Consider the following 19,700-nt stretch of genomic DNA (forward strand, 5'->3'; position numbering starts at 1 on the left):
CGTCAGAAAAACTCACACATCTCATGAGCCGAGACCTTCCCCCGCTGAATGCCTTGCGCGCCTTCGAAGCCACTGCCCGCCTGAACAGCGTCAGTCAGGCTGCAGCACAACTGCACGTCACCCACGGCGCGGTGAGTCGACAGCTGAAAGTGTTGGAAGAGCACTTGGGCGTGAGCCTGTTCAGCAAGGACGGGCGTGGCCTGAAACTCACAGATGCAGGCGTTCGTCTGCGCGATGCCAGTGGCGAGGCGTTCGACCGACTGCGCAGCGTGTGCGCCGAGTTGAGTCAGGGCAACGCCGATGCGCCGTTCGTCCTGGGGTGTTCAGGGAGCTTGCTGGCGCGCTGGTTCATTCCTCGCCTGGGCCGACTAAACGCCGACTTGCCGGACTTGCGCCTGCACCTGTCGGCAGGCGAAGGTGATCTCGATCCCCGTCGCCCCGGTCTCGACGCCTTGCTGGTGTTCGCCGAGCCGCCGTGGCCCGCCGACATGCAGGTGTTCGTGCTGGCGAGCGAGCGCATCGGCCCGGTCTTGAGCCCACGCTTTGCTCGATTCGAGTCACTGCGACATGCGCCCGCCACTGCGCTGCTGGACGAGCCGGTGCTGCAAACGCTATCACGCTTGCAGGCCTGGCCGAGCTGGGCGAAGCAGAACGGCATTGATCCCGACGCGCTGAAATACGGTCAGGGTTTCGAGCATCTGTATTACTTGCTGGAGGCCGCTGTTGCAGGCTTGGGTGTCGCCATCGCCCCTGAACCGCTGGTGGCCGATGACCTTAAGGCAGGACGCCTCGCTGCGCCATGGGGTTTCAGCGAAACCCCGGCGCAACTGGCGTTATGGGTACCTAAACGCGCAGCCGACGGGCGTGCGCAGCAGCTGGCTCAATGGCTCAGGCAGGAGCTGGCGCATTCGGGTCGGGCCTGATCGCGTTGTATCAGTTACCGCGCTTGCACAGCAGGTAAGCGGCCAGTAGACCGACCGCGCCGACGGCAACACCGGCAGTCGTCCAAGGGTGTTCCTGTGCGTAGTCACGGGTGGCCACGCTGGCTTCGCGGGTCTTCACCTTGGCGTCTTCATAGACATCGCTCAGCAGGCTGCGCGAGTGGCTCAGCGCGCTCTCGGCATTGGCTTTGAGGGTCTTCAGGGTTTTGCGCGACTCGTCCGAAGCGTCCGACTTCAAGCTCTCCAACGACTTGAGCAGACTCTCGATCTCAGCTTCCATACTTTGCAAAGACGCTTTACGGGATGACGTGAATGCCATGATTTGACTCTCCTGCAGTGATGAGTGGCGTGTGTTGTTTCCGACTACAGGGTTCTAAGAAAGTGCAGTGTGGTTTTAGCGCAGGGTTATTTGTGAACTTTTTGGGCGCTTCTCACGCCAGACGTAGGGAGACTTTTCACCGCGACGCTCCCCCCTAGAAACCCCTTGGAGATCTGCCATGTCTGAACATCACACTTACAAATTGCTTGAACTGGTCGGCTCATCCACGACCAGCACCGACGATGCAATCCAGAACGCCATCGCCCGAGCGGCGGAAACCGTCAAGCACCTGGAATGGTTCGAGGTGCTGGAAACCCGCGGCCACATCGAGAACGGCAAGGTGGCGCACTTTCAGGTGACCATCAAAGTGGGCTTCCGTATCGACAACAGCTGATGAACTTTTAGGCTGGCTGAATGCCACAACCTTCGCTATACATACCCCGCCGTTCGTGAATTCGGACGCGAGGAACATGTGATCGGGCCGCTCTTGGAGCGGCCTCTTACGCTTGAAAGCGCCTGACGAGGGAGTGTGACCGATGAAGAAGTTTCTTTTGGCGGTAGGGTTGTTGAGTATGGCGGGCACCACCTTTGCAGCCGGGAAATCGTGCGACGACGTGAAAGCGGACATCGACGCGAAGATCAAGGCTAAAGGCGTGTCGTCCTACACACTGGAAGCAGTGGACAAAGGCAGCGCGGCAGACGGCAAAGTCGTCGGCACCTGCGAAGGCGGCAGCAAGGAAATCGTCTACAAGCGCGGTTGATTTCGGCCCGCTGCTATTTCTGTGGGAGCGAATTCATTCGCGGGGCCACGGTACAGTCGACTCATGTTTATCGGCAGTACCGAGGTTTCGCGAATGAATTCGCTCCCACAGTTTTTGATAGGCGTGAACCCTATAGGCGTGCGCTTGCTCACGAATGCGGACTATCGGTCTCTGCACCTGCTTTGGGTGTACTGGGCCATTCGTGAGCATGCTCGCTCCTACAGGTTATTGGCTGCCCCTGAGTGCTCAATTTTTGAGGCGGCAATCAGGTGAATCAGCCCTTGGCCACCTGCGCCAGAATCTCGTACGAACGCAGCCGGTCGGCATGCTCATACATGTCACAGGTGAAGATCAGCTCATCGGCGTCGGTTTGCTCCAAGAGTACGTCCAGCTTGGCGCGAATCTTCTCGGGGCCGCCCACCATCGCAAGGCCGAGGAAATCCATTACCGCTTCGCGCTCATGGGGCAGCCACAGACCGTTCATGGTCTCGACCGGCGGCTTTTGCATCAGGCTCTGGCCGCGCATCAGGTTGAGGATGCGCTGGTAGACCGAGGTCACCAGGTAATCGGCCTTTGCGTCTGTATCGGCTGCGGCCAGAGGCACGCCGAGCATCACGTAGGGCTTGTCGAGCACTTCGGACGGCTGGAAGTGATTGCGATAGACGCGGATCGCCTCATGCATGTAGCGCGGCGCGAAGTGCGAAGCGAAGGCGTAGGGCAGGCCACGCTGACCCGCCAGCTGGGCGCTGAACAGGCTCGAACCCAACAACCAGATCGGCACGTTGGTGTTGCTGCCCGGCACGGCGATGACCCGTTGATGGGCCTGGCGCGGGCCGAGGTAGCTCATCAGTTCGGCGACGTCATCGGGGAAGTCATCAGCGCTGCCGGAGCGTTCACGGCGCAAGGCGCGAGCGGTCATCTGATCGGAACCCGGAGCACGGCCCAGACCGAGGTCGATACGGCCGGGATACAGGCTCGCCAGGGTACCGAACTGCTCGGCGATAACCAGCGGCGCGTGATTGGGCAGCATCACACCGCCGGAGCCGACGCGAATGGTCGAGGTGCCACCCGCCAGATACGCCAGCAGCACCGAGGTCGCGGAGCTGGCGATGCCATCCATGTTGTGGTGTTCGGCTACCCAGAAGCGGTTGTAACCCCATTTCTCTGCATGTTGAGCCAGGTCCAGCGAGTTGTGCAGCGACACGGCCGGGCCTTTGTCTTCACGCACCGGGACCAGATCGAGCATGGAAATCTTCACATCAGCTAAGCGTTTCATAGGCTGGGGTGGATCCTCTTGGGAGGCTGGGTCGGGCGCCCAAATGACAAAGGCGCGAGAGCAAAGCCTGCGTTAAGCCTAAATATTTGCGTTAAGCCATAGGATAAGGCCGGATTTTGAGGTTGCAATGGGCATGTGGAAATTTCCTACTAATTTGGTCGGAATTATTTCCTCGAAAAACCGAAATAAAGCACGCGCGTCACAACCGTTGAACTAAGTCCCGCCTACACTCCTCAGACTTTTGGTCCACGTGCGAGCATTCGCACTCATTACATGAGGAGACACCATGAGCATCGTCAAGAAAGCATCCGCCCATTGGGAAGGCGACCTGAAATCGGGTATCGGTAGCATCTCCACTGAAACCGGCGTGCTGCGCGAAGCGCCTTATGGCTTCAAGGCCCGCTTCGAAGGCGGCAAGGGCACCAACCCGGAAGAGCTGATTGGCGCGGCCCACGCGGGCTGCTTCTCCATGGCCCTGTCGATGATCCTCGGCGGCGCGAACCTCAAAGCCGACAGCATCGACACCCAGGCCGAAGTGACCCTTGATCAGGACGGCGAAGGTTTTTCGATTACTGCCGTGCATTTGATTCTCAAGGCCAAGGTGCCAGGCGCCACGCAAGCGCAGTTCGATGAGCTGACCGCCAAAGCCAAAGAAGGCTGCCCGGTCTCCAAAGTGCTGAACGCCAAGATCACGCTGGATGCCACGCTGCTGAGCTGATCCCGCGCTGACGCAACACCCGATGACCCGCCGATGCGGGTCATCTGCGTTTAGAACCCGCCACTCAAGGCAAGGTCAGATGTAAGGCCGATGCGCATCGCTCGGCGTCAAGGAGTCGAACATGAAACGTATTGCCGCCACCCTCATCCTAAGCGCCCTGACCACCAGCGTGTTCGCCGCTCCCAAACCCTGCGAGGAGCTCAAGGCCGAGATCGAAGCGAAGATCCAGGCGCAGAACGTCAGCTCCTACACCCTTGAGATTGTCAGCAATGAAGAGGTTCACGATCAGAACATGGTCGTGGGCACGTGCGAAAACGGCACGAAAAAGATCATTTATCAGAAGAATGATCGGTAAACCCACTGTGGGAGCGAATTCATTCGCGAGACGGCGGTAAATCCGACAAATCTCTACCAACTGTACCACCGCATCGCGAATGAATTCGCTTCCACAGGTCATCACCCAGACGTGCAATCGCGTTAACCCTTCCTTATGGGATGCAAAAAACTTCACCTTCTTCTGCCAGCACCTTGCGCTGCTCATCGCGCAGCTGCGCATCGATGCTGTTGGCCATGTTGCGCACGTCCAGACGATAGCGATGTCCGGCTTCGAAGTGGTCGTAGGTGACCGTCACGTAGCAGGTCAGCTCGTTGTAGATGTCCGTTGATATTCCAAGGCCGCCGAACGCGTACTCGTAGTCATACCGCACTTCGAGCTTGTGCTTGCCCGGCGTCACCTGGAAATACCGGCCGTCTGCGGTGCGCTGGCCGTCGACCTTGTCGGACATCAACGTCTTGCCGGTGAAGGTGTGCAGATCGACCCAGGCTTGTTGCGGATCGACGGTGGGCAGCGGGCCTGCGCATCCGGCCAGCAGACTCAGGGCAATGATCGACAGGGGCAGGCGCATGGCGGACTCCGCATTCAGACAGGTGGAGAGCAGGGTTGCGTCAGAGGCCGTGCCTGCGGCATAACGCTGTGGCTTTGATACCCTTCATGTATTTCGACATTAAGGCCACTGCATGAATCGATTGAACATCTGGTGGTTGCGGCGCAGCGTGCCGATGCTGGCCATTTTACTCCTCAGCGGTTGCTCCAGTCTTTCCTATTACACGCAATTGGCCAGCGGGCAGTTGGCCCTGCTGCGCGCGCGCGAGCCGGTGGCGGAGGTGATTGCCGATCCCCAGCGCGACCCAAAACTGCGCGAGCACTTGCTCAAGTCGCAGCATGCGCGCGAATTCGCCAGCCAGCACCTGCACCTGCCCGATAACCAGAGCTATCGCCTGTTCGCCGACATTCATCGTCGCTACGTGGTGTGGAATGTCTTCGCCACCAGCGAGTTTTCCCTTGACCCGGTCACTCATTGCTTCCCTATCGCCGGTTGCGTTGCCTACCGCGGCTACTACAACGAGAGCGCGGCGCGAGGGGAAGCGGCCTTGCGGAAGCTTGAGGGCAAGGATGTATACGTCAGTGGCGTAGAGGCCTATTCGACGCTGGGGTGGTTCAACGATCCGATCATCAGCTCGATGATGACCTGGGGCGATGAACGCCTTGCCACGCTGATCTTCCACGAACTGGCGCATCAGCGGTTCTATGTGAAGGACGACAGCGAGTTCAACGAGTCCTACGCGACCTTCGTGGAGGAAGAAGGCACCCGACAATGGCGCGCCGCCCGTGGGATGCCAGCCGAAACGATGTCATCCGAAACCCAACGCCGCGACCAACTCACGCAGTTGGTGCTCGCCACCCGGGATCGCCTGAAAGCCTTGTACGCCGAGCCCTTGAGCGCGGACGTCATGCGCCAGCGCAAGGCCGCCGAGTTCGAGCGTCTGCGCCATGAGTACCAGCAGATGCGCGATAGCCAGTGGGGTGGCGACAAGCGTTTCGACAGTTGGGTGTACGCGCCGATGAACAACGCGCGGCTGCTACCGATCGGGCTGTATGACCAATGGACGCCGGCGTTCGCAGCGTTGTTCAAGCAGGTGAAGGGGGATTGGCCAGCGTTCTTTAACGCTGTCGAGAAGATGGGCGCATTGCCTCAGGATGAACGCAAGGCCGCGTTGGAGCGGCTGTTGAAGCAGTCCTGAGTCACTCGATCCCTGTGGGAGAAGTCGGAGGTTACGACGGCAGCGAATGCGTCAGGTCAGTCGCCCCATGAGATACAGACACATCGCATTCGCCACTGTCGCACAGCTCCAGAAGCTCCCACAGGTGATGCGGCATTATCAGAGTTATCGAGATTTGAGAAACGCCTCATGCAGCGCCTTCACCGACTCGAAATGATACGTCGGCGCCTCGGCCTCAAGCTCCTCACGGCTGCCAAATCCGTACCCCACCGCCGCCACATCCAGACCGTTGCGCTTGCCGCCGATCAAGTCGTGCTTGCGATCGCCGATCATCAGGGTCTGCTTGGGGTCGAGCTTCTCCTCGTCCAGCAAGTGCCGAATCAGCTCGACCTTGTCGGTGCGCGTGCCATCCAGTTCGCTGCCGTAGATCAGCTTGAAGTGGCGGGCGAAGTCGAAATGACGAGCGATTTCATGTGCGAACACCCAAGGCTTGGACGTCGCGATGAACAGCGTACGGCCTTGGTCGGACAGCAGATCGAGCAGTTCGAAAATCCCATCGAACACCAGGTTTTCGTACAGCCCGGTCACCTTGAAGCGTTCCCGGTAAAAACCCACCGCCTCCCAGGCACGGGCTTCGTCGAAGTCGTAGGCGCGCATGAACTGCTGCAGCAGCGGCGGGCCGATGAAGTGCTCAAGCTGCGTGATGTCCGGCTCGTCGATGCCCAATTTGCTCAAGGCGAACTGAATCGAACGGGTGATGCCTTCGCGCGGATCGGTCAGGGTGCCGTCCAGGTCGAACAGAATATTCTGGTAATGCATGTTGTCTCTCGAAAGCATGTAGAGAATGTCTTGGAGGTACACGGCTCTTGGGGAGTCACCAGCGCTGTGGGAGCGAATTCATTCGCGAGAGGCCGTTACATCCGATAGATATTTTTTGGCTGTACCGACGTATCGCGAATGAAATCGCTCCCACAGGTTAATCAGTGTTCAGGGACATTGACGTTGTCAATCAAGGCTTGTCGAAACCTTCAGCCAAATGCTGATCCTTGAGCTTCACGTAGTTGCTTGCACTGTAGGGGAAGAAGGCGATTTCCTTTTCCGTCAGCGGGCGAGCCTGCTTCACCGGGTGGCCGACGTACAGAAAGCCGCTTTCCAGACGCTTGCCCGGCGGCACCAGGCTGCCGGCGCCGATGATCACCTCATCCTCCACCACCGCGCCGTCCATGATTGTGCTGCCCATGCCGATGAGGATGCGGCTGCCGATGGTGCAACCATGCAGCATGACTTTGTGGCCGATGGTTACTTCGTCGCCGATCAGCAGCGGGTAACCGTCCGGGTTGAACGGGCCTGCGTGAGTGATGTGCAACACGCTGCCGTCCTGCACGCTGGTACGCGCGCCGATACGGATGCGGTGCATATCGCCGCGAATCACCGTCAGCGGCCAGACCGAACTGTCGGCGCCGATTTCGACATCGCCGATGACAACCGCCGAATGATCGACAAAGGCCCGCTCGCCAAGGGCTGGCGTGTGATTCTGGAACGTGCGAATGGCCACGATAGGCTCCTTCTCTGGCACTGATAGCGGTGCTATCCCTGTTAGATAGCTGCGGTCAGCGCCGATTGTAATTAAGATGCTCGGGTGTTTCTTCCAGCCAAGGTGCCAAACCGTGAGCGCGAACAACCCTCTTTTGCAATCGTACGACCTGCCACCTTTCTCGGCGATCCGCGCCGAGCACGTAAAACCTGCCATTGACCAGATTCTTGCCGACAACCGCGCTGCGATTGCCGAGCTCCTCGCCAAGCAAGGTTCGCAGCCTACCTGGGCTGGGCTGGTGCTGGCCATGGACGAGCTGAACGATCGCCTGGGCGCTGCCTGGAGCCCGGTCAGCCACCTGAACGCCGTGTGCAACAGCGCCGAACTGCGCGAAGCCTATGAATCCTGCCTGCCAGCGTTGAGCGCCTATTCGACCGAAATGGGCCAGAACCGCGAGCTGTTCCAGGCTTTTGAAGCTTTGGCCAACAGCCCGGAAGCCGCCGGTTTCGATGTTGCGCAGAAGACCATTCTGGAACACTCGCTACGTGATTTCCGCCTCTCGGGCATCGACCTGCCACCCGAGCAGCAAAAGCGTTACGCCCAAGTGCAAAGCAAGCTGTCGGAGCTGGGCAGCCAGTTTTCCAACCAGTTGCTCGATGCCACGCAAGCTTGGACCAAGCACGTCACCGACGAAGCCGCTCTGGCCGGCCTGACCGATTCAGCGAAGGCGCAAATGGCCGCTGCCGCCCAGGCCAAGGGCCTCGATGGCTTTTTGATCACGCTGGAATTCCCGAGCTACTACGCGGTGATGACCTACGCCCACGATCGCGCGCTGCGCGAAGAAGTCTACGCCGCGTACTGCACCCGTGCGTCGGACCAGGGCCCGAATGCCGGCAAGAACGACAACGGTCCGGTGATGGAACAGATCCTCGACCTGCGTCAGGAACTGGCCAAGCTGCTGGGTTTCGCGAGTTTCTCGGAATTGAGCCTGGCGACCAAGATGGCCGAATCCAGCGACCAGGTGCTGAGTTTCCTACGTGATCTGGCCAAGCGCAGCAAGCCGTTCGCCGCGCAGGATCTGCAACAGCTCAAGGCCTACGCCGCCGAGCAGGGCTGCCCGGATCTGCAGAGCTGGGACAGCGGTTTCTACGGCGAAAAACTGCGCGAGCAGCGCTACAGCGTTTCCCAGGAAGCTTTGCGCGCTTACTTCCCGATCGACAAAGTGCTGAGCGGCCTGTTCGCCATTGTGCAAAAACTGTACGGCATCGAAATCGCCGAGCAGAAAGGCTTCGACACCTGGCATCCGGACGTTCGCCTGTTCGAGATCAAGGAAAACGGCCAGCACGTCGGCCGCTTCTTCTTCGACCTCTACGCCCGCGCCAACAAGCGTGGCGGCGCATGGATGGACGGCGCCCGCGATCGCCGCCGCACCTCGGCAGGCTCGCTGCAAAGCCCGGTGGCCAATCTGGTGTGCAACTTCACTCCGGCAGATTCGGGCAAACCCGCGCTGCTGACCCATGACGAAGTGACAACCCTGTTCCACGAATTCGGCCATGGCCTGCACCACCTGCTGACCCGTGTCGAGCACGCGGGCGCGTCGGGCATCAACGGCGTGGCGTGGGATGCGGTCGAGCTGCCGAGCCAGTTCATGGAAAACTGGTGCTGGGAACCGGAAGGTCTGGCGCTGATCTCCGGGCACTTTGAGACAGGCGAGCCTCTGCCTCAGGATCTGCTGGAAAAAATGCTCGCGGCGAAGAACTTCCAGTCTGGCCTGATGATGGTTCGTCAGCTGGAGTTCTCGCTGTTCGACTTCGAACTGCACGCGACCCACGGCGACGGTCGCACCACGCTGCAAGTGCTCGAAGGCGTGCGCGACGAGGTGTCGGTGATGCGCCCACCGGCGTACAACCGCTTCCCGAACAGCTTCGCGCACATCTTCGCGGGCGGTTACGCGGCGGGTTATTACAGCTATAAATGGGCCGAAGTACTCTCGGCCGACGCCTTCTCCAAGTTCGAAGAAGAAGGCGTGCTCAATGCCGAAACCGGCCGCGCGTTCCGCGAGGCGATCTTGGCCCGCGGCGGCTCGCAGGCGCCGATGGTGCTGTTCGTCGACTTCCGCGGACGCGAGCCGTCGATTGACGCACTCTTGCGCCATAGCGGCTTGAGCGAGGACGCGGCAGCATGACCGATACACCGCATGTGGTTACAAAAAAACGCTTCATCGCCGGGGCTGTCTGCCCGGCGTGCAGCGAGCCTGACAAACTGATGATGTGGAGCGAAGACGACGTCCCGCACCGCGAATGCGTGCACTGCGGGTATTCGGACACGCTCAACGCCCAAGGGCAGTCGGTCCCGAAAGAACTGGGTACGCGGGTCAATCAGGAGAAGGCCAAAGCGGCCAACCCAAAGGTGCAGGGTGTGCAGTTTTTTCCGAATCCGAAGCTGAAAAAGCCAATCGATCCTCAGTGATTCTCGACTTGTAGGAGCGCGCTTGCCCGCGATGGCGTCATGTCAGCCGACACATTCGGTACTGATAGATCGCAATCGCGGGCAAGCGCGCTCCTACAACCCTGAGTCATCCCCTGATGGTGTCAGCCTTCGAATGATTTTGACGAAACTTTCGCGAAGGCATTTGCCAGATCCAAAAGAATCTTCGTGTCGGCCTCGTCATGGGTTCCGCTGCCATCCAGATCAGCCTTGTCTGACACCGTGTCGTACACGCCGTTGGCTTTGGACGAATAAATAACCGACGCTGACTTCAGTTCCGGATTGAGCAGCGTGCCCACTGCCGTGTCTTTCTGATAGTAGAACTCAACGAACACTTCAGGTTTGTCGTCTTCGTCGACATCGTCTTTGGAGATACGAATTTCAAAATAAGCCATATTTCTCCTCTTCCTTGATTAGGTATCCTGAGGTAATTCACGCTATTCCCGTCCTCTGATCACGTCTACTGTCAGTATTGACAGTGATGCCCCGTGCTCTCGGCGCTGCGAGGGCACGGAACGTTTGAGGACACATCCTGCTTCAGTCTTTCGCCAATTCCATTTCCAGCCCCACACCCAACTGGCGCGACAGGCTCGGCCAGCGTTTCCAGGCGGCTTCCGTATCGGGGCTGGCGAGTTTGTCGCGGTAGGCTTCGACCGACTCCAGCGAAAAGCTGTCTTCATCCAGCAACTGGTCGATGGCGTTATGCACGACCTCGTCCAACTGGTTCGCAAACGTTTCACCGATCAACTGATGGGCGATGACGCTGGCGACGGTAGTGTTCACCGGAATCAGCGGCTGGGCAAAGTGCACGATGTACAAGTCGTTTACTTCCTCGACCAGACGATGGGCCAGATAGGCCTCGTCCAGCAGGCTGTCGAGACCTTCGTGGCCTTCCATGATCGAAGGCGGGGCGCTGAAGAACTGTTCGGCGATTTTCAGCACCGGCTTGATCTGGCTTTCGATACCCGCCTGCACCGCCACGTGATGGGCGGCGTCCAACAGGTCGGGCACTTGTTCAATGTAGGCGACGACGAAACGCGCCAATACCCCTCGCGCATCGACATCGGGCAGATGGATGGCAGGGTGCAGGTGGGGAAGTTGCAACTCGAGTTGGCGCAGTAGCTGGCCGGTCTTTGTCTCGTGTTCCTGTGCTTGGGTGATCTGCTCGCGCAATGCGGCGGTGTTCATGAAGGCTCCATGGGGCAATAAAACCGGGCAGTCATTATAGGGAAGTCATACGTTAGCTGGCTTATCAAAGAGGCTAAGACGTAATTGTCATAACAACGTCACCGTTATGTGCATCCGCTATTAAAACGCACGTTTTTTCAAGTTTGCCGCTATTTTTCATAGTAGATGCGCGTGCGTATAGCTTGGATTTCCAGATTCTCCACCCCGTGCGCGCCATTGCGCCGTAGCTATACTCGGTTCTGTGATGAGTGTGCTGATGAAAATGGAATGTGACGCAGGCCTGGCCCCGGTCTCCTTGGCATCTTGTATCGACCGCTCCCTCGCCCGCACAGGCAACGTGAACCTTGCGCCCGCAACGTTTGCACACCGCCTGAAATGACTGCTGGCAAATAAGAAGAACAAGAGGGAACCCGCAATGATGCGACATCCACACGTCTGGATGGGCCTGCTGTTGTGGTCGATGTTCAGTCCGGTGCGCGCTGCCTGGACCACGAATATGGCACCCGGAGCGACTGAGGTCAGTCACGAAGTCTTCGACCTGCACATGACCATTTTCTGGATCTGTGTGGTGATCGGAATCATCGTTTTCGGCGCGATGTTCTGGTCGATGATCATCCATCGCCGCTCCACCGGACAGACGGCGGCCAAATTTCACGAGAACACGACGGTGGAAATCCTCTGGACCATCGTGCCCCTGCTCATCCTCGTCGTCATGGCGATTCCGGCCACCAAGACCCTGATCCGCATGTACGACAGCAGTGAGTCGGGAGTGGACATTCAGGTGACCGGATACCAGTGGAAGTGGAATTACAAATACCTGGGCCAGGACGTGGAGTTCTTCAGCAACCTGACCACGCCCCAGGATCAAATCCACAACAAGGAAGCCAAGGGCGAGCACTACTTGCTGGAGGTCGATCAGCCGCTGGTGGTGCCGGTGGGGGTGAAGATCCGATTTCTGGTGACCTCCGCTGACGTCATCCATTCCTGGTGGGTGCCTGCGTTTGCGGTCAAACGCGACGCCATTCCCGGCTTCGTCAACGAGGCCTGGACCCGTATCGAGAAGCCCGGCATCTATCGCGGCCAGTGCGCCGAACTGTGCGGCAAGGATCATGGCTTCATGCCGATCGTGGTCGAGGCCAAAACCCAGGCCGATTACGACAACTGGCTCGCCGCGCGCAAAGCGGACGCCGCAAAGCTCAAGGAGCTGACCAGCAAGGACTGGACGCTGGAGGAGCTCGTGGCTCAGGGCGACAAGGTTTATCACACCACCTGCGTGGCCTGTCATCAGGCTGAAGGCCAGGGCCTGCCGCCGATGTTCCCGGCACTCAAGGGCTCGAAAACCGTACTTGGACCTAAAGAAGATCACCTGAACACAGTGTTCAACGGGCGAGCGGGCACAGCGATGGCCGCGTTCGGCAAGCAGCTGTCGGAAGTCGATATCGCTGCGGTCGTCACCTATGAACGCAACGCGTGGGGCAACAACAAGGGCGACATGATCACGCCCAAAGACGTGCTGGCGCTGAAGCAGGCGGCTGTGAAATGAACGCAATGAAGCACGTACGCCGGAAAACCTGTGGGAGCGAATTCATTCGCGAGAGGGCCGTGCACCCGACACATCTCTATCGGCCAGGCCACCGCATCGCGAATGAATTCGCTCCCACAGAGGTGTGTATCTCCACCGGATTCAGAGCTTGGCGCGAGAGTGGCGCAGGAGACAGGACATGAGTGCAGTGATTGACGACCATGGCCACCAAGGCCATGCCCACGGTCCCGCCAAAGGTCTGATGCGTTGGGTGCTGACCACCAACCACAAGGACATCGGCACGCTGTACCTGTGGTTCAGCTTCTGCATGTTCCTGCTCGGCGGCTCGTTTGCCATGGTGATTCGCGCCGAGCTGTTTCAGCCCGGTTTGCAGATCGTGGAACCGGCGTTTTTCAACCAGATGACCACCATGCACGGCCTGGTGATGGTGTTCGGTGCGGTGATGCCAGCGTTCGTGGGCCTGGCGAACTGGATGATCCCGCTGATGATCGGCGCGCCGGACATGGCCCTGCCGCGCATGAACAACTTCAGTTTCTGGCTGTTGCCTGCGGCGTTCCTGCTGCTGGTTTCAACCCTGTTCACACCCGGCGGCGGGCCGAACTTCGGCTGGACCTTCTACGCCCCGCTGTCTACCACCTATGCGCCAGAGAGCGTCACCTACTTCATCTTCGCCATTCACCTGATGGGCATCAGCTCGATCATGGGCGCGATCAATGTCATCGCCACCATCCTCAACCTGCGCGCGCCCGGCATGACCCTGATGAAGATGCCGTTGTTCGTCTGGACCTGGCTGATCACCGCGTTCCTGCTCATCGCGGTGATGCCGGTGCTGGCCGGCTGCGTGACCATGATGCTGATGGACATCCACTTCCACACCAGCTTCTTCAGCGCGGCGGGCGGCGGTGACCCGGTTTTGTTCCAGCATGTGTTCTGGTTCTTCGGCCATCCCGAGGTGTACATCATGATCCTGCCCGCGTTCGGCGCGGTCAGTTCGATCATCCCGGCGTTCTCGCGCAAGCCGCTGTTCGGCTACACCTCGATGGTCTATGCCACCGCCGCCATCGCGTTTCTGTCGTTCATCGTCTGGGCGCACCACATGTTCGTGGTCGGCATTCCGCTGGTGGGCGAGCTGTTCTTCATGTACGCGACGATGCTGATCGCCGTGCCCACCGGGGTGAAGGTGTTCAACTGGATCAGCACCATGTGGCAGGGCGAGCTGACCTTCGAAACGCCAATGCTGTTCGCCGTGGCCTTCGTGATCCTGTTCACCATCGGCGGCTTTTCCGGACTGATGCTGGCCATCGCGCCGGCTGACTTCCAGTACCAGGACACTTACTTCGTGGTCGCGCATTTCCACTACGTGCTGGTGCCCGGGGCCATCTTCGGGATCTTCGCCTCGGCTTATTACTGGCTGCCGAAATGGACCGGCCACATGTACGACGAAACCCTGGGCAAGCTGCATTTCTGGCTGTCTTTCATCGGCATGAACATGGCGTTTTTCCCAATGCACTTCGTGGGGCTGGCGGGGATGCCGCGTCGGGTGCCGGACTACAACCTGCAGTTCGCCGACTTCAACATGATCTCGTCGATTGGCGCCTTCACCTTCGGCGCCACGCAGATCTTCTTCCTCTTTATCGTGATCAAGACCATCCGCGGCGGCCCGCCTGCCCCCGCCAAACCCTGGGATGGCGCCGATGGCCTGGAGTGGACGGTGCCTTCGCCCGCGCCTTATCACACCTTCCAGACGCCGCCGCACGTGCAATAAACGAGAGCTCTGTGACATGAACCAGACGCTGCGCCCGAACAGAAAACTGGTCATCCGCCTGCTGGTGCTGGTAGCGGTGATGTTTGTCTTCGGTTTCGCGCTGGTGCCGCTCTACGACGTGATGTGCAAGGCGCTGGGCATTAACGGCAAGACGGGCGATCAGTACACCCAGACCCAGCAGGTGGACGACCGCCGGGAGGTACGCGTGCAGTTTCTGGCGACCAATAACGCCGACATGGTCTGGGGCTTTTACCCTGAGGCGCAGGAAATCGTGGTGCACCCCGGCGCGGTGAACGAAATGCTGTTCGTGGCGCAGAACCCCAGCGACAAGCCGATGACCGCCCAGGCGATTCCCAGCATCGCGCCGAGCACAGCGGCGGCGTATTTCCACAAGACCGAATGCTTCTGCTTCACCCAGCAAATGCTGCAACCGGGCGAGCGCATCGAGATGCCGGTGCGCTTCATCGTCGACCGCGACCTGCCCAAAGACGTGAAACACCTGACCCTCGCTTACACGCTGTTCGACATCACCGCTCGCATGCCGCCGGTGGTCCGCCCTGTGGCGGCCAATGGTGGTCAGGCCCATGGCCTGAGGAGATTCGCAGATGGCAACCCATGAGCATTATTACGTTCCGGCGCAGAGCAAGTGGCCAATCATTGCCACGGTCGGCATGTTCGTCACCCTGTACGGGCTGGGCACCTGGCTGGTGGACCTGAAGGCCGGCCGCGAGACCCACGGCGCCTGGATCTTCTGCGTGGGCGCGCTGATGGTCGCCTACATGATGTTCGGCTGGTTCAGCACCGTCGTGCGAGAGGGCCGGGCGGGGTTATACAGCAGCCAGATGGACCGCTCGTTCAGATGGGGCATGGGCTGGTTCATCTTTTCCGAGGTGATGTTTTTCGTCGCGTTCTTTGGCGCGCTGTTTTATGTGCGCCACATCACCCTGCCAGCGCTGGGCGGCGAGGGCAGCAAAGCCATCGCCCACATGCTCTGGCCGCAATTCGAGAACACCTGGCCGTTGTTGCACACCCCGGACCCCACGCTGTTCCCGCCGCCTAAAGAGGTCATCGACCCCTGGCATTTGCCGCTGATCAATACCGTGCTGCTGGTCAGCTCCAGCGTCACCGTGACCATCGCCCACCACGCCTTGAAGAGGGGCCATCGCGGCGCGCTCAAACTGTGGCTTGCCTTGACCATTCTGCTCGGCCTCGCCTTCCTGACGCTGCAGGCCATCGAATACCACGAGGCCTACACCGAACTGGGCCTGACCCTGGGCTCCGGCATCTATGGCGCGACGTTCTTCATGCTCACGGGCTTTCACGGCGCTCACGTCACCATCGGGACGATCATTCTGTTTGTGATGCTGATGAGGATCCTGCGCGGGCATTTCGATGCCGAGCATCAGTTCGGGTTCGAGGCCGCGAGCTGGTATTGGCACTTCGTGGACGTGGTGTGGGTGGGGTTGTTTGTCTTTGTTTACGTGTTGTGAGGGGTTATCGGGCGGGGCTTACCACGGCGTGTGATAGATCAGCTGCCCGCTGAAATACCCATAGGCGATCAACGCCAGGGTCACGGCGGCGCAGCACACGCGAACGGTCAGGGCTCTGAGCAGACGCGTGGAGGAGGCGTCGTCCTTGACCAGAAAGAACAGGCCGCTGAACAGGCTGACCACCGTGGCCAGAAGCATGAAGACAATCGCCGCTTTGAGCATCGGGTGACTCCAGGAGCAAACGCTATGCAAGGGAGTATAGGTGTGGCTCGTCGACAGACGCGGAAGGCGTGATGAAGCGCTTCCGGCCCGGCATTGCGCCCACGCTGGTGGTGCTCGTGCTGCTGCCGATACTGATCTCGCTGGGTTTCTGGCAACTGGGCCGGGGCGAAGAGAAGCGCGTCATGCTCGCCCAGTATGCAGAGCGCCGCGCCGCACCGCCGATGTCGGCCGAATTACTGCCGAGCACAAGCGAGCCGGCCTATCGTCGCGTGCAACTACGCGGCACGTTCGACGCTGATCACAGCCTGTTACTCGACAACTGCACCCGCGAGGGCAAAGTCGGTGTCGAGTTGATTCAACCGTTTCACGACCCATTCAGCGGGCTGTGGCTATTGGTCAATCGTGGCTGGCTGCCTTGGCCGGACCGACGTACACCGCCGAGTTACGACACGCCAATCCAGCCGCTGAACCTCGACGCCTGGGTGTACGTAGCTCCCGGCGCGACCTTCCAATTGCACCCCGACGCGCAGAGCGACACGTGGCCAAAAGTGCTGACCGCCATCGACCCGGCCAAGGTCTGGCACGAGCTGAATCGCGAGGGCTTCGCTCACGAACTGCGTCTGGAAGATGGCCCTGCCGCCTATCGCACCGACTGGCCAGTGGTCGCCATGGGGCCTGAAAAGCACGTGGGTTACGCCGTGCAGTGGTTTGCCATGGCCACCGCGCTGATCGGGCTCTACCTGTACCTGAGCTTCAACCGGCCCGACACAGCCCAGCGCGATGCCAAGCGCGACACACAGCACAATAAAAACAAGGAGAACCCCCATGGGAACGGCGATGAGTCCAGCCAACACATCTGAGCCTCGTCCTGGCAGGAGCCGGCGGCGTGGTCGTATGCAGTTGCTTCTTGTCCTGCTGGTGGCGCTTGGGCCGATGGTGCTGGCCACGACCATGTACAGGTTCAAGTTCTGGGTGCCGGAAAGCCGCAGCTACCACGGCGAGCTGATCGGCAAGGGCGAAAGCCGCGCCGAGCTTGGCGTGCAGTCCGACGAGACGCGCTGGCAGCTGCTGGTCACAGCGCCCGATCAATGCGACGCCGATTGCGAGCGCCTGGTGTATCTGGCGCGGCAAATCCAGATCGGCCTGGGCCGCGACGCCTCTCGCGCCAGCCATGCGCTGACCACCGCGCAGCCGGTGAGCCCCGAATACGACGCCCGCCTCATCCGCGAATACCCCCAATTGCAGCGCTACCCGCTCGATCTGAAGCGCTACCAGCGCATGGCGCCGGGCATCGAACTGCCGCAGCTGTGGATCGTCGATCCCCACGGCAATCTGGTGTTGCGCTACGGGGCTGAAGTCAATGGCAAGGATCTGCTCAACGACCTGCGCCAACTGCTGAAACTGTCGAACATCGGCTAAAGGGGGTCGTCATGACCAGGCCCGGATTTCGTCTCGCGCTGTGTGCCACCCTGTTGGCGCTGGTGGTCGTGCTGCTCGGCGCCTACACCCGCCTGACCCACGCAGGCCTCGGCTGCCCGGACTGGCCCGGCTGCTACGGTTTTATCAGCGTGCCCAAGACCGAAGCCCAACTGGCCCACGCCGAGCGGCATTACCCGGATTCGCCGGTGGAGGAACACAAGGGCCGCAACGAGATGGTGCATCGCTATTTCGCAGGTGGGCTGGCGCTGATGATCATGATGCTGGGCGTACAGGCCTGGCACAGGCGGCACATCGTCGGTCAGCCGGTCGGGCTGCCTTTGCTGCTGGTCGGCGTGGTCTTCGCTCAGGCGGCGTTCGGCATGTGGACCGTGACCCTCAAGCTCTGGCCGCAGGTCGTCACCGCGCATCTGCTGGGCGGGATCACAACGCTGAGCCTGCTGTTTTTGCTGAGCGCACGACTGAGTGGGCAGTTTGCAGCGATGCCGCAGATCGGCCCGCGTTTGCGCCGCCTGGCCGCGATCGGCCTTGTATTGGTCGCACTGCAGATCGCGTTGGGCGGGTGGGTCAGCTCCAACTACGCGGCCATGGCCTGCACCGATGTGCCGACCTGCCAGGGCCAATGGTGGCCAGAGGCCGACTTCGCCAATGGCTTCCACCTGACTCAACACATCGGCCCCAATTACCTGGGCGGCAAGCTCGACAGCACGGCGCGAACGGCCATTCACATGACCCATCGCATCGGCGCGCTGCTGGTGACGTTCTCGCTGCTGTCATTGGCCTGGCAGCTGCGGCGTGAAGGGCTCAAGGGTCTGGCCAGGCTGTTGGCGATGGCGCTTGGCGTGCAGATCGTGCTGGGGATCAGCAATGTGGTGTTTCACCTGCCGTTGCTGGTGGCCGTCGCGCATAACGCAGGCAGCGCGGCGCTGATGCTGACCATGACGTTGATCAACTACCGCGTGAGGCCCGTTCACGCGCCATCACGCAAACACGCCCTGAGCGTCTGGCAACACGCCCATGTGCTGCTGCATTGGGGGCCGCATCGTTGATGGCGCCGGACGCAATCAGCCTCACCAAGCCCTGCGGCGGGACTCTCTGGAGCTGAGCAGGCCAAGAGACGGACGCCGTTCATGGTCACGATGAGCGGCGTGCTTTACCCGATCCAGCCCCGGCGCGCGGGTAACTGGCTTTCTGCATCGGGCTCTGGTGTTGTACCGTGGCAGCCGGCCGCACGCCGCGATCCACCTTCAAGTACTCGATCGGGTACCTGCTGGAACTGTTCATCGCGCTGCTCGTAGATCACTAGCTATCGTTGAATTTATGACCCGAACCCAAAAAACAGTTTTCATTCTGGTGGCCGTTGTGGCGCTGGTGCTGGGCCTGACCGTTAACCGCGTGCTGTCCGGTAAAGGCCAGGGCGACCAGACCGCGTTGATCGATGCCGGCATCATCCTGCTGCCGCAAAGCCGCAACGTGCCGGACCTGACATTCACCGATCAGGACGGCCAGCCGGTGTCGCTGGATTCGCTGAAAGACAAATGGACGCTACTGTTCTTCGGCTACACCTTCTGTCCGGACATTTGCCCGACGACCCTCGCCCAACTGCGCCAGATCAAGAGCGAGCTGCCGAAAGAGGCGGTGGATAAATTGCGCGTGGTGCTGGTCAGCGTCGATCCCAATCGCGACACGCCGCAGCAGTTGAAGACGTACCTGGGCTACTTCGACAAACAGTTCCAGGGCCTGACCGCGCCGGTCGACACCCTTCAAAAACTGGCCAATGCAGTGAGCATTCCGTTTATTCCTGCCGACACCAGCAAGCCGAACTACACCGTCGATCACAGCGGCAATCTGGCGCTGCTGGGCCCAGACGGCACTCAGCGCGGCTTCATTCGCGCGCCGCTGAACAACCAGAAGCTGGTGGCGCAATTGCCAGGGCTGGTGGAGCGCAAATAAAGGAT

At 60.2% G+C, this 19,700-nt stretch carries 24 protein-coding genes and 1 pseudogene; 17 read left to right on the top strand and 8 right to left on the bottom strand.

The window, feature by feature from the left end:
- Positions 1 to 23: 23 nt before the first annotated feature.
- Positions 24 to 923 carry a LysR family transcriptional regulator gene (locus tag AC07V9_RS17700; protein WP_495016961.1) on the top strand — a complete coding sequence of 300 codons (900 nt, stop codon included), beginning with the start codon at positions 24 to 26 and terminating at the stop codon, positions 921 to 923.
- A 10-nt stretch (positions 924 to 933) separates the two neighbouring features.
- Here the strand turns inward: AC07V9_RS17700 and AC07V9_RS17705 are convergent, their stop codons facing one another.
- Positions 934 to 1,260: an ElaB/YgaM/YqjD family protein gene (locus AC07V9_RS17705; RefSeq protein WP_166593894.1), complete on the bottom strand. Its 327-nt coding sequence runs from the start codon at positions 1,258 to 1,260 to the stop codon at positions 934 to 936.
- Positions 1,261 to 1,438: 178 nt separating this feature from the next.
- Here AC07V9_RS17705 and AC07V9_RS17710 point away from each other — a divergent pair, with 178 nt between their 5' ends.
- Entirely contained in the window at positions 1,439 to 1,654 is a 216-nt protein-coding gene (locus AC07V9_RS17710) for a dodecin (RefSeq protein ID WP_495016962.1), read from the top strand.
- Between the two features lie 142 nt (positions 1,655 to 1,796).
- Entirely contained in the window at positions 1,797 to 2,021 is a 225-nt protein-coding gene (locus tag AC07V9_RS17715) for a DUF1161 domain-containing protein (RefSeq protein ID WP_495016963.1), read from the top strand.
- 274 nt (positions 2,022 to 2,295) lie between these two features.
- Here the strand turns inward: AC07V9_RS17715 and AC07V9_RS17720 are convergent, their stop codons facing one another.
- Positions 2,296 to 3,297 carry an LLM class flavin-dependent oxidoreductase gene (locus AC07V9_RS17720; protein WP_495016964.1) on the bottom strand — a complete coding sequence of 334 codons (1,002 nt, stop codon included), beginning with the start codon at positions 3,295 to 3,297 and terminating at the stop codon, positions 2,296 to 2,298.
- Between the two features lie 286 nt (positions 3,298 to 3,583).
- On the opposite strand from AC07V9_RS17720, the gene AC07V9_RS17725 reads away from it, so the two are divergent.
- A complete protein-coding gene (locus AC07V9_RS17725; protein ID WP_166593891.1) occupies positions 3,584 to 4,015 on the top strand; it encodes an OsmC family protein in 432 nt (143 codons plus the stop codon).
- A gap of 121 nt (positions 4,016 to 4,136) precedes the next feature.
- A complete protein-coding gene (locus AC07V9_RS17730) occupies positions 4,137 to 4,370 on the top strand; it encodes a DUF1161 domain-containing protein (protein ID WP_495016965.1) in 234 nt (77 codons plus the stop codon).
- Between the two features lie 133 nt (positions 4,371 to 4,503).
- Here the strand turns inward: AC07V9_RS17730 and AC07V9_RS17735 are convergent, their stop codons facing one another.
- Positions 4,504 to 4,920, bottom strand: coding sequence for a PA0061/PA0062 family lipoprotein (locus tag AC07V9_RS17735; RefSeq protein WP_495016966.1), 417 nt, complete (start codon positions 4,918 to 4,920; stop codon positions 4,504 to 4,506).
- A gap of 112 nt (positions 4,921 to 5,032) precedes the next feature.
- Here AC07V9_RS17735 and AC07V9_RS17740 point away from each other — a divergent pair, with 112 nt between their 5' ends.
- Complete coding sequence (locus AC07V9_RS17740) at positions 5,033 to 6,097, top strand: aminopeptidase (RefSeq protein ID WP_495016967.1); 1,065 nt, start codon at positions 5,033 to 5,035, stop codon at positions 6,095 to 6,097.
- Positions 6,098 to 6,241: 144 nt separating this feature from the next.
- Here the strand turns inward: AC07V9_RS17740 and AC07V9_RS17745 are convergent, their stop codons facing one another.
- Positions 6,242 to 6,895 (bottom strand): HAD family hydrolase, encoded by a 654-nt coding sequence (locus AC07V9_RS17745; RefSeq protein ID WP_495016968.1) that lies wholly within the window; start codon positions 6,893 to 6,895, stop codon positions 6,242 to 6,244.
- 190 nt (positions 6,896 to 7,085) lie between these two features.
- Complete coding sequence (locus AC07V9_RS17750; RefSeq protein WP_495016969.1) at positions 7,086 to 7,631, bottom strand: gamma carbonic anhydrase family protein; 546 nt, start codon at positions 7,629 to 7,631, stop codon at positions 7,086 to 7,088.
- Positions 7,632 to 7,707: 76 nt separating this feature from the next.
- Here AC07V9_RS17750 and prlC point away from each other — a divergent pair, with 76 nt between their 5' ends.
- Together prlC and AC07V9_RS17760 are read left to right on the top strand one after the other, a co-directional pair.
- Positions 7,708 to 9,795 carry an oligopeptidase A gene (gene prlC, locus AC07V9_RS17755; protein ID WP_495016970.1) on the top strand — a complete coding sequence of 696 codons (2,088 nt, stop codon included), beginning with the start codon at positions 7,708 to 7,710 and terminating at the stop codon, positions 9,793 to 9,795.
- Positions 9,792 to 10,079 carry a YheV family putative zinc ribbon protein gene (locus AC07V9_RS17760; protein ID WP_495016971.1) on the top strand — a complete coding sequence of 96 codons (288 nt, stop codon included), beginning with the start codon at positions 9,792 to 9,794 and terminating at the stop codon, positions 10,077 to 10,079. The genes prlC and AC07V9_RS17760 overlap by 4 nt, the downstream gene beginning before the upstream one ends.
- A gap of 122 nt (positions 10,080 to 10,201) precedes the next feature.
- Here AC07V9_RS17760 and AC07V9_RS17765 read toward each other — a convergent pair whose 3' ends face one another.
- The gene (locus tag AC07V9_RS17765; RefSeq protein ID WP_495016972.1) at positions 10,202 to 10,492 is read right to left on the bottom strand and encodes a hypothetical protein; all 291 of its coding nucleotides are present in this window, start codon (positions 10,490 to 10,492) and stop codon (positions 10,202 to 10,204) included.
- Positions 10,493 to 10,634: 142 nt separating this feature from the next.
- Positions 10,635 to 11,285 carry a hypothetical protein gene (locus tag AC07V9_RS17770; protein ID WP_495016973.1) on the bottom strand — a complete coding sequence of 217 codons (651 nt, stop codon included), beginning with the start codon at positions 11,283 to 11,285 and terminating at the stop codon, positions 10,635 to 10,637.
- A 415-nt stretch (positions 11,286 to 11,700) separates the two neighbouring features.
- Here AC07V9_RS17770 and coxB point away from each other — a divergent pair, with 415 nt between their 5' ends.
- From coxB to AC07V9_RS17790, 4 genes are all read left to right on the top strand, one after another.
- The gene (gene coxB / locus AC07V9_RS17775; RefSeq protein ID WP_495016974.1) at positions 11,701 to 12,828 is read left to right on the top strand and encodes a cytochrome c oxidase subunit II; all 1,128 of its coding nucleotides are present in this window, start codon (positions 11,701 to 11,703) and stop codon (positions 12,826 to 12,828) included.
- Positions 12,829 to 13,006: 178 nt separating this feature from the next.
- Entirely contained in the window at positions 13,007 to 14,593 is a 1,587-nt protein-coding gene (ctaD, locus tag AC07V9_RS17780) for a cytochrome c oxidase subunit I (protein WP_495016975.1), read from the top strand.
- 16 nt (positions 14,594 to 14,609) lie between these two features.
- Entirely contained in the window at positions 14,610 to 15,212 is a 603-nt protein-coding gene (locus AC07V9_RS17785; protein ID WP_495016976.1) for a cytochrome c oxidase assembly protein, read from the top strand.
- Complete coding sequence (locus AC07V9_RS17790; RefSeq protein WP_495016977.1) at positions 15,199 to 16,083, top strand: cytochrome c oxidase subunit 3; 885 nt, start codon at positions 15,199 to 15,201, stop codon at positions 16,081 to 16,083. The genes AC07V9_RS17785 and AC07V9_RS17790 overlap by 14 nt, the downstream gene beginning before the upstream one ends.
- Before the next feature lie 18 nt (positions 16,084 to 16,101).
- Here the strand turns inward: AC07V9_RS17790 and AC07V9_RS17795 are convergent, their stop codons facing one another.
- A complete protein-coding gene (locus AC07V9_RS17795) occupies positions 16,102 to 16,305 on the bottom strand; it encodes a twin transmembrane helix small protein (RefSeq protein ID WP_495016978.1) in 204 nt (67 codons plus the stop codon).
- A 71-nt stretch (positions 16,306 to 16,376) separates the two neighbouring features.
- On the opposite strand from AC07V9_RS17795, the gene AC07V9_RS17800 reads away from it, so the two are divergent.
- The 5 genes and pseudogenes from AC07V9_RS17800 to AC07V9_RS17820 all read left to right on the top strand — a co-directional run bounded on the left by AC07V9_RS17800 (position 16,377) and on the right by AC07V9_RS17820 (position 19,695).
- A complete protein-coding gene (locus AC07V9_RS17800; protein WP_495016979.1) occupies positions 16,377 to 17,165 on the top strand; it encodes an SURF1 family protein in 789 nt (262 codons plus the stop codon).
- Positions 17,131 to 17,724, top strand: a complete 594-nt coding sequence (locus AC07V9_RS17805) for a PA_0111/PP_0108 family redox-active disulfide protein (RefSeq protein ID WP_495016980.1) — start codon at positions 17,131 to 17,133, stop codon at positions 17,722 to 17,724. Before AC07V9_RS17800 ends, AC07V9_RS17805 begins: the two co-directional genes overlap by 35 nt.
- An 11-nt stretch (positions 17,725 to 17,735) precedes the next feature.
- On the top strand, positions 17,736 to 18,791 hold the full coding sequence (locus AC07V9_RS17810; RefSeq protein WP_495016981.1) for a COX15/CtaA family protein: 1,056 nt from the start codon (positions 17,736 to 17,738) through the stop codon (positions 18,789 to 18,791).
- A gap of 75 nt (positions 18,792 to 18,866) precedes the next feature.
- Positions 18,867 to 19,048 (top strand): annotated as a pseudogene (locus AC07V9_RS17815) (heme o synthase); the annotation flags it as partial.
- Positions 19,049 to 19,062: 14 nt separating this feature from the next.
- Positions 19,063 to 19,695: an SCO family protein gene (locus AC07V9_RS17820; protein WP_495016982.1), complete on the top strand. Its 633-nt coding sequence runs from the start codon at positions 19,063 to 19,065 to the stop codon at positions 19,693 to 19,695.
- Positions 19,696 to 19,700 lie beyond the last annotated feature (5 nt).

It is taken from the genome of Pseudomonas sp. GW821-FHT02A11, from assembly GCF_059421985.1.

Bases quoted from the DNA above. Each gene is read 5' to 3' on its own strand.
- AC07V9_RS17700 (WP_495016961.1), top strand. From the start codon at position 24: ATGAGCCGAGACCTTCCCCCGCTGAATGCCTTGCGCGCCTTCGAAGCC.
- AC07V9_RS17705 (WP_166593894.1), bottom strand. From the start codon at position 1,260: ATGGCATTCACGTCATCCCGTAAAGCGTCTTTGCAAAGTATGGAAGCT.
- AC07V9_RS17710 (WP_495016962.1), top strand. From the start codon at position 1,439: ATGTCTGAACATCACACTTACAAATTGCTTGAACTGGTCGGCTCATCC.
- AC07V9_RS17715 (WP_495016963.1), top strand. From the start codon at position 1,797: ATGAAGAAGTTTCTTTTGGCGGTAGGGTTGTTGAGTATGGCGGGCACC.
- AC07V9_RS17720 (WP_495016964.1), bottom strand. From the start codon at position 3,297: ATGAAACGCTTAGCTGATGTGAAGATTTCCATGCTCGATCTGGTCCCG.
- AC07V9_RS17725 (WP_166593891.1), top strand. From the start codon at position 3,584: ATGAGCATCGTCAAGAAAGCATCCGCCCATTGGGAAGGCGACCTGAAA.
- AC07V9_RS17730 (WP_495016965.1), top strand. From the start codon at position 4,137: ATGAAACGTATTGCCGCCACCCTCATCCTAAGCGCCCTGACCACCAGC.
- AC07V9_RS17735 (WP_495016966.1), bottom strand. From the start codon at position 4,920: ATGCGCCTGCCCCTGTCGATCATTGCCCTGAGTCTGCTGGCCGGATGC.
- AC07V9_RS17740 (WP_495016967.1), top strand. From the start codon at position 5,033: ATGAATCGATTGAACATCTGGTGGTTGCGGCGCAGCGTGCCGATGCTG.
- AC07V9_RS17745 (WP_495016968.1), bottom strand. From the start codon at position 6,895: ATGCATTACCAGAATATTCTGTTCGACCTGGACGGCACCCTGACCGAT.
- prlC (WP_495016970.1), top strand. From the start codon at position 7,708: ATGCTCGGGTGTTTCTTCCAGCCAAGGTGCCAAACCGTGAGCGCGAAC.
- AC07V9_RS17760 (WP_495016971.1), top strand. From the start codon at position 9,792: ATGACCGATACACCGCATGTGGTTACAAAAAAACGCTTCATCGCCGGG.
- AC07V9_RS17765 (WP_495016972.1), bottom strand. From the start codon at position 10,492: ATGGCTTATTTTGAAATTCGTATCTCCAAAGACGATGTCGACGAAGAC.
- AC07V9_RS17770 (WP_495016973.1), bottom strand. From the start codon at position 11,285: ATGAACACCGCCGCATTGCGCGAGCAGATCACCCAAGCACAGGAACAC.
- coxB (WP_495016974.1), top strand. From the start codon at position 11,701: ATGATGCGACATCCACACGTCTGGATGGGCCTGCTGTTGTGGTCGATG.
- ctaD (WP_495016975.1), top strand. From the start codon at position 13,007: ATGAGTGCAGTGATTGACGACCATGGCCACCAAGGCCATGCCCACGGT.
- AC07V9_RS17785 (WP_495016976.1), top strand. From the start codon at position 14,610: ATGAACCAGACGCTGCGCCCGAACAGAAAACTGGTCATCCGCCTGCTG.
- AC07V9_RS17790 (WP_495016977.1), top strand. From the start codon at position 15,199: ATGGCAACCCATGAGCATTATTACGTTCCGGCGCAGAGCAAGTGGCCA.
- AC07V9_RS17795 (WP_495016978.1), bottom strand. From the start codon at position 16,305: ATGCTCAAAGCGGCGATTGTCTTCATGCTTCTGGCCACGGTGGTCAGC.
- AC07V9_RS17800 (WP_495016979.1), top strand. From the start codon at position 16,377: ATGAAGCGCTTCCGGCCCGGCATTGCGCCCACGCTGGTGGTGCTCGTG.
- AC07V9_RS17805 (WP_495016980.1), top strand. From the start codon at position 17,131: ATGGGAACGGCGATGAGTCCAGCCAACACATCTGAGCCTCGTCCTGGC.
- AC07V9_RS17810 (WP_495016981.1), top strand. From the start codon at position 17,736: ATGACCAGGCCCGGATTTCGTCTCGCGCTGTGTGCCACCCTGTTGGCG.
- AC07V9_RS17820 (WP_495016982.1), top strand. From the start codon at position 19,063: ATGACCCGAACCCAAAAAACAGTTTTCATTCTGGTGGCCGTTGTGGCG.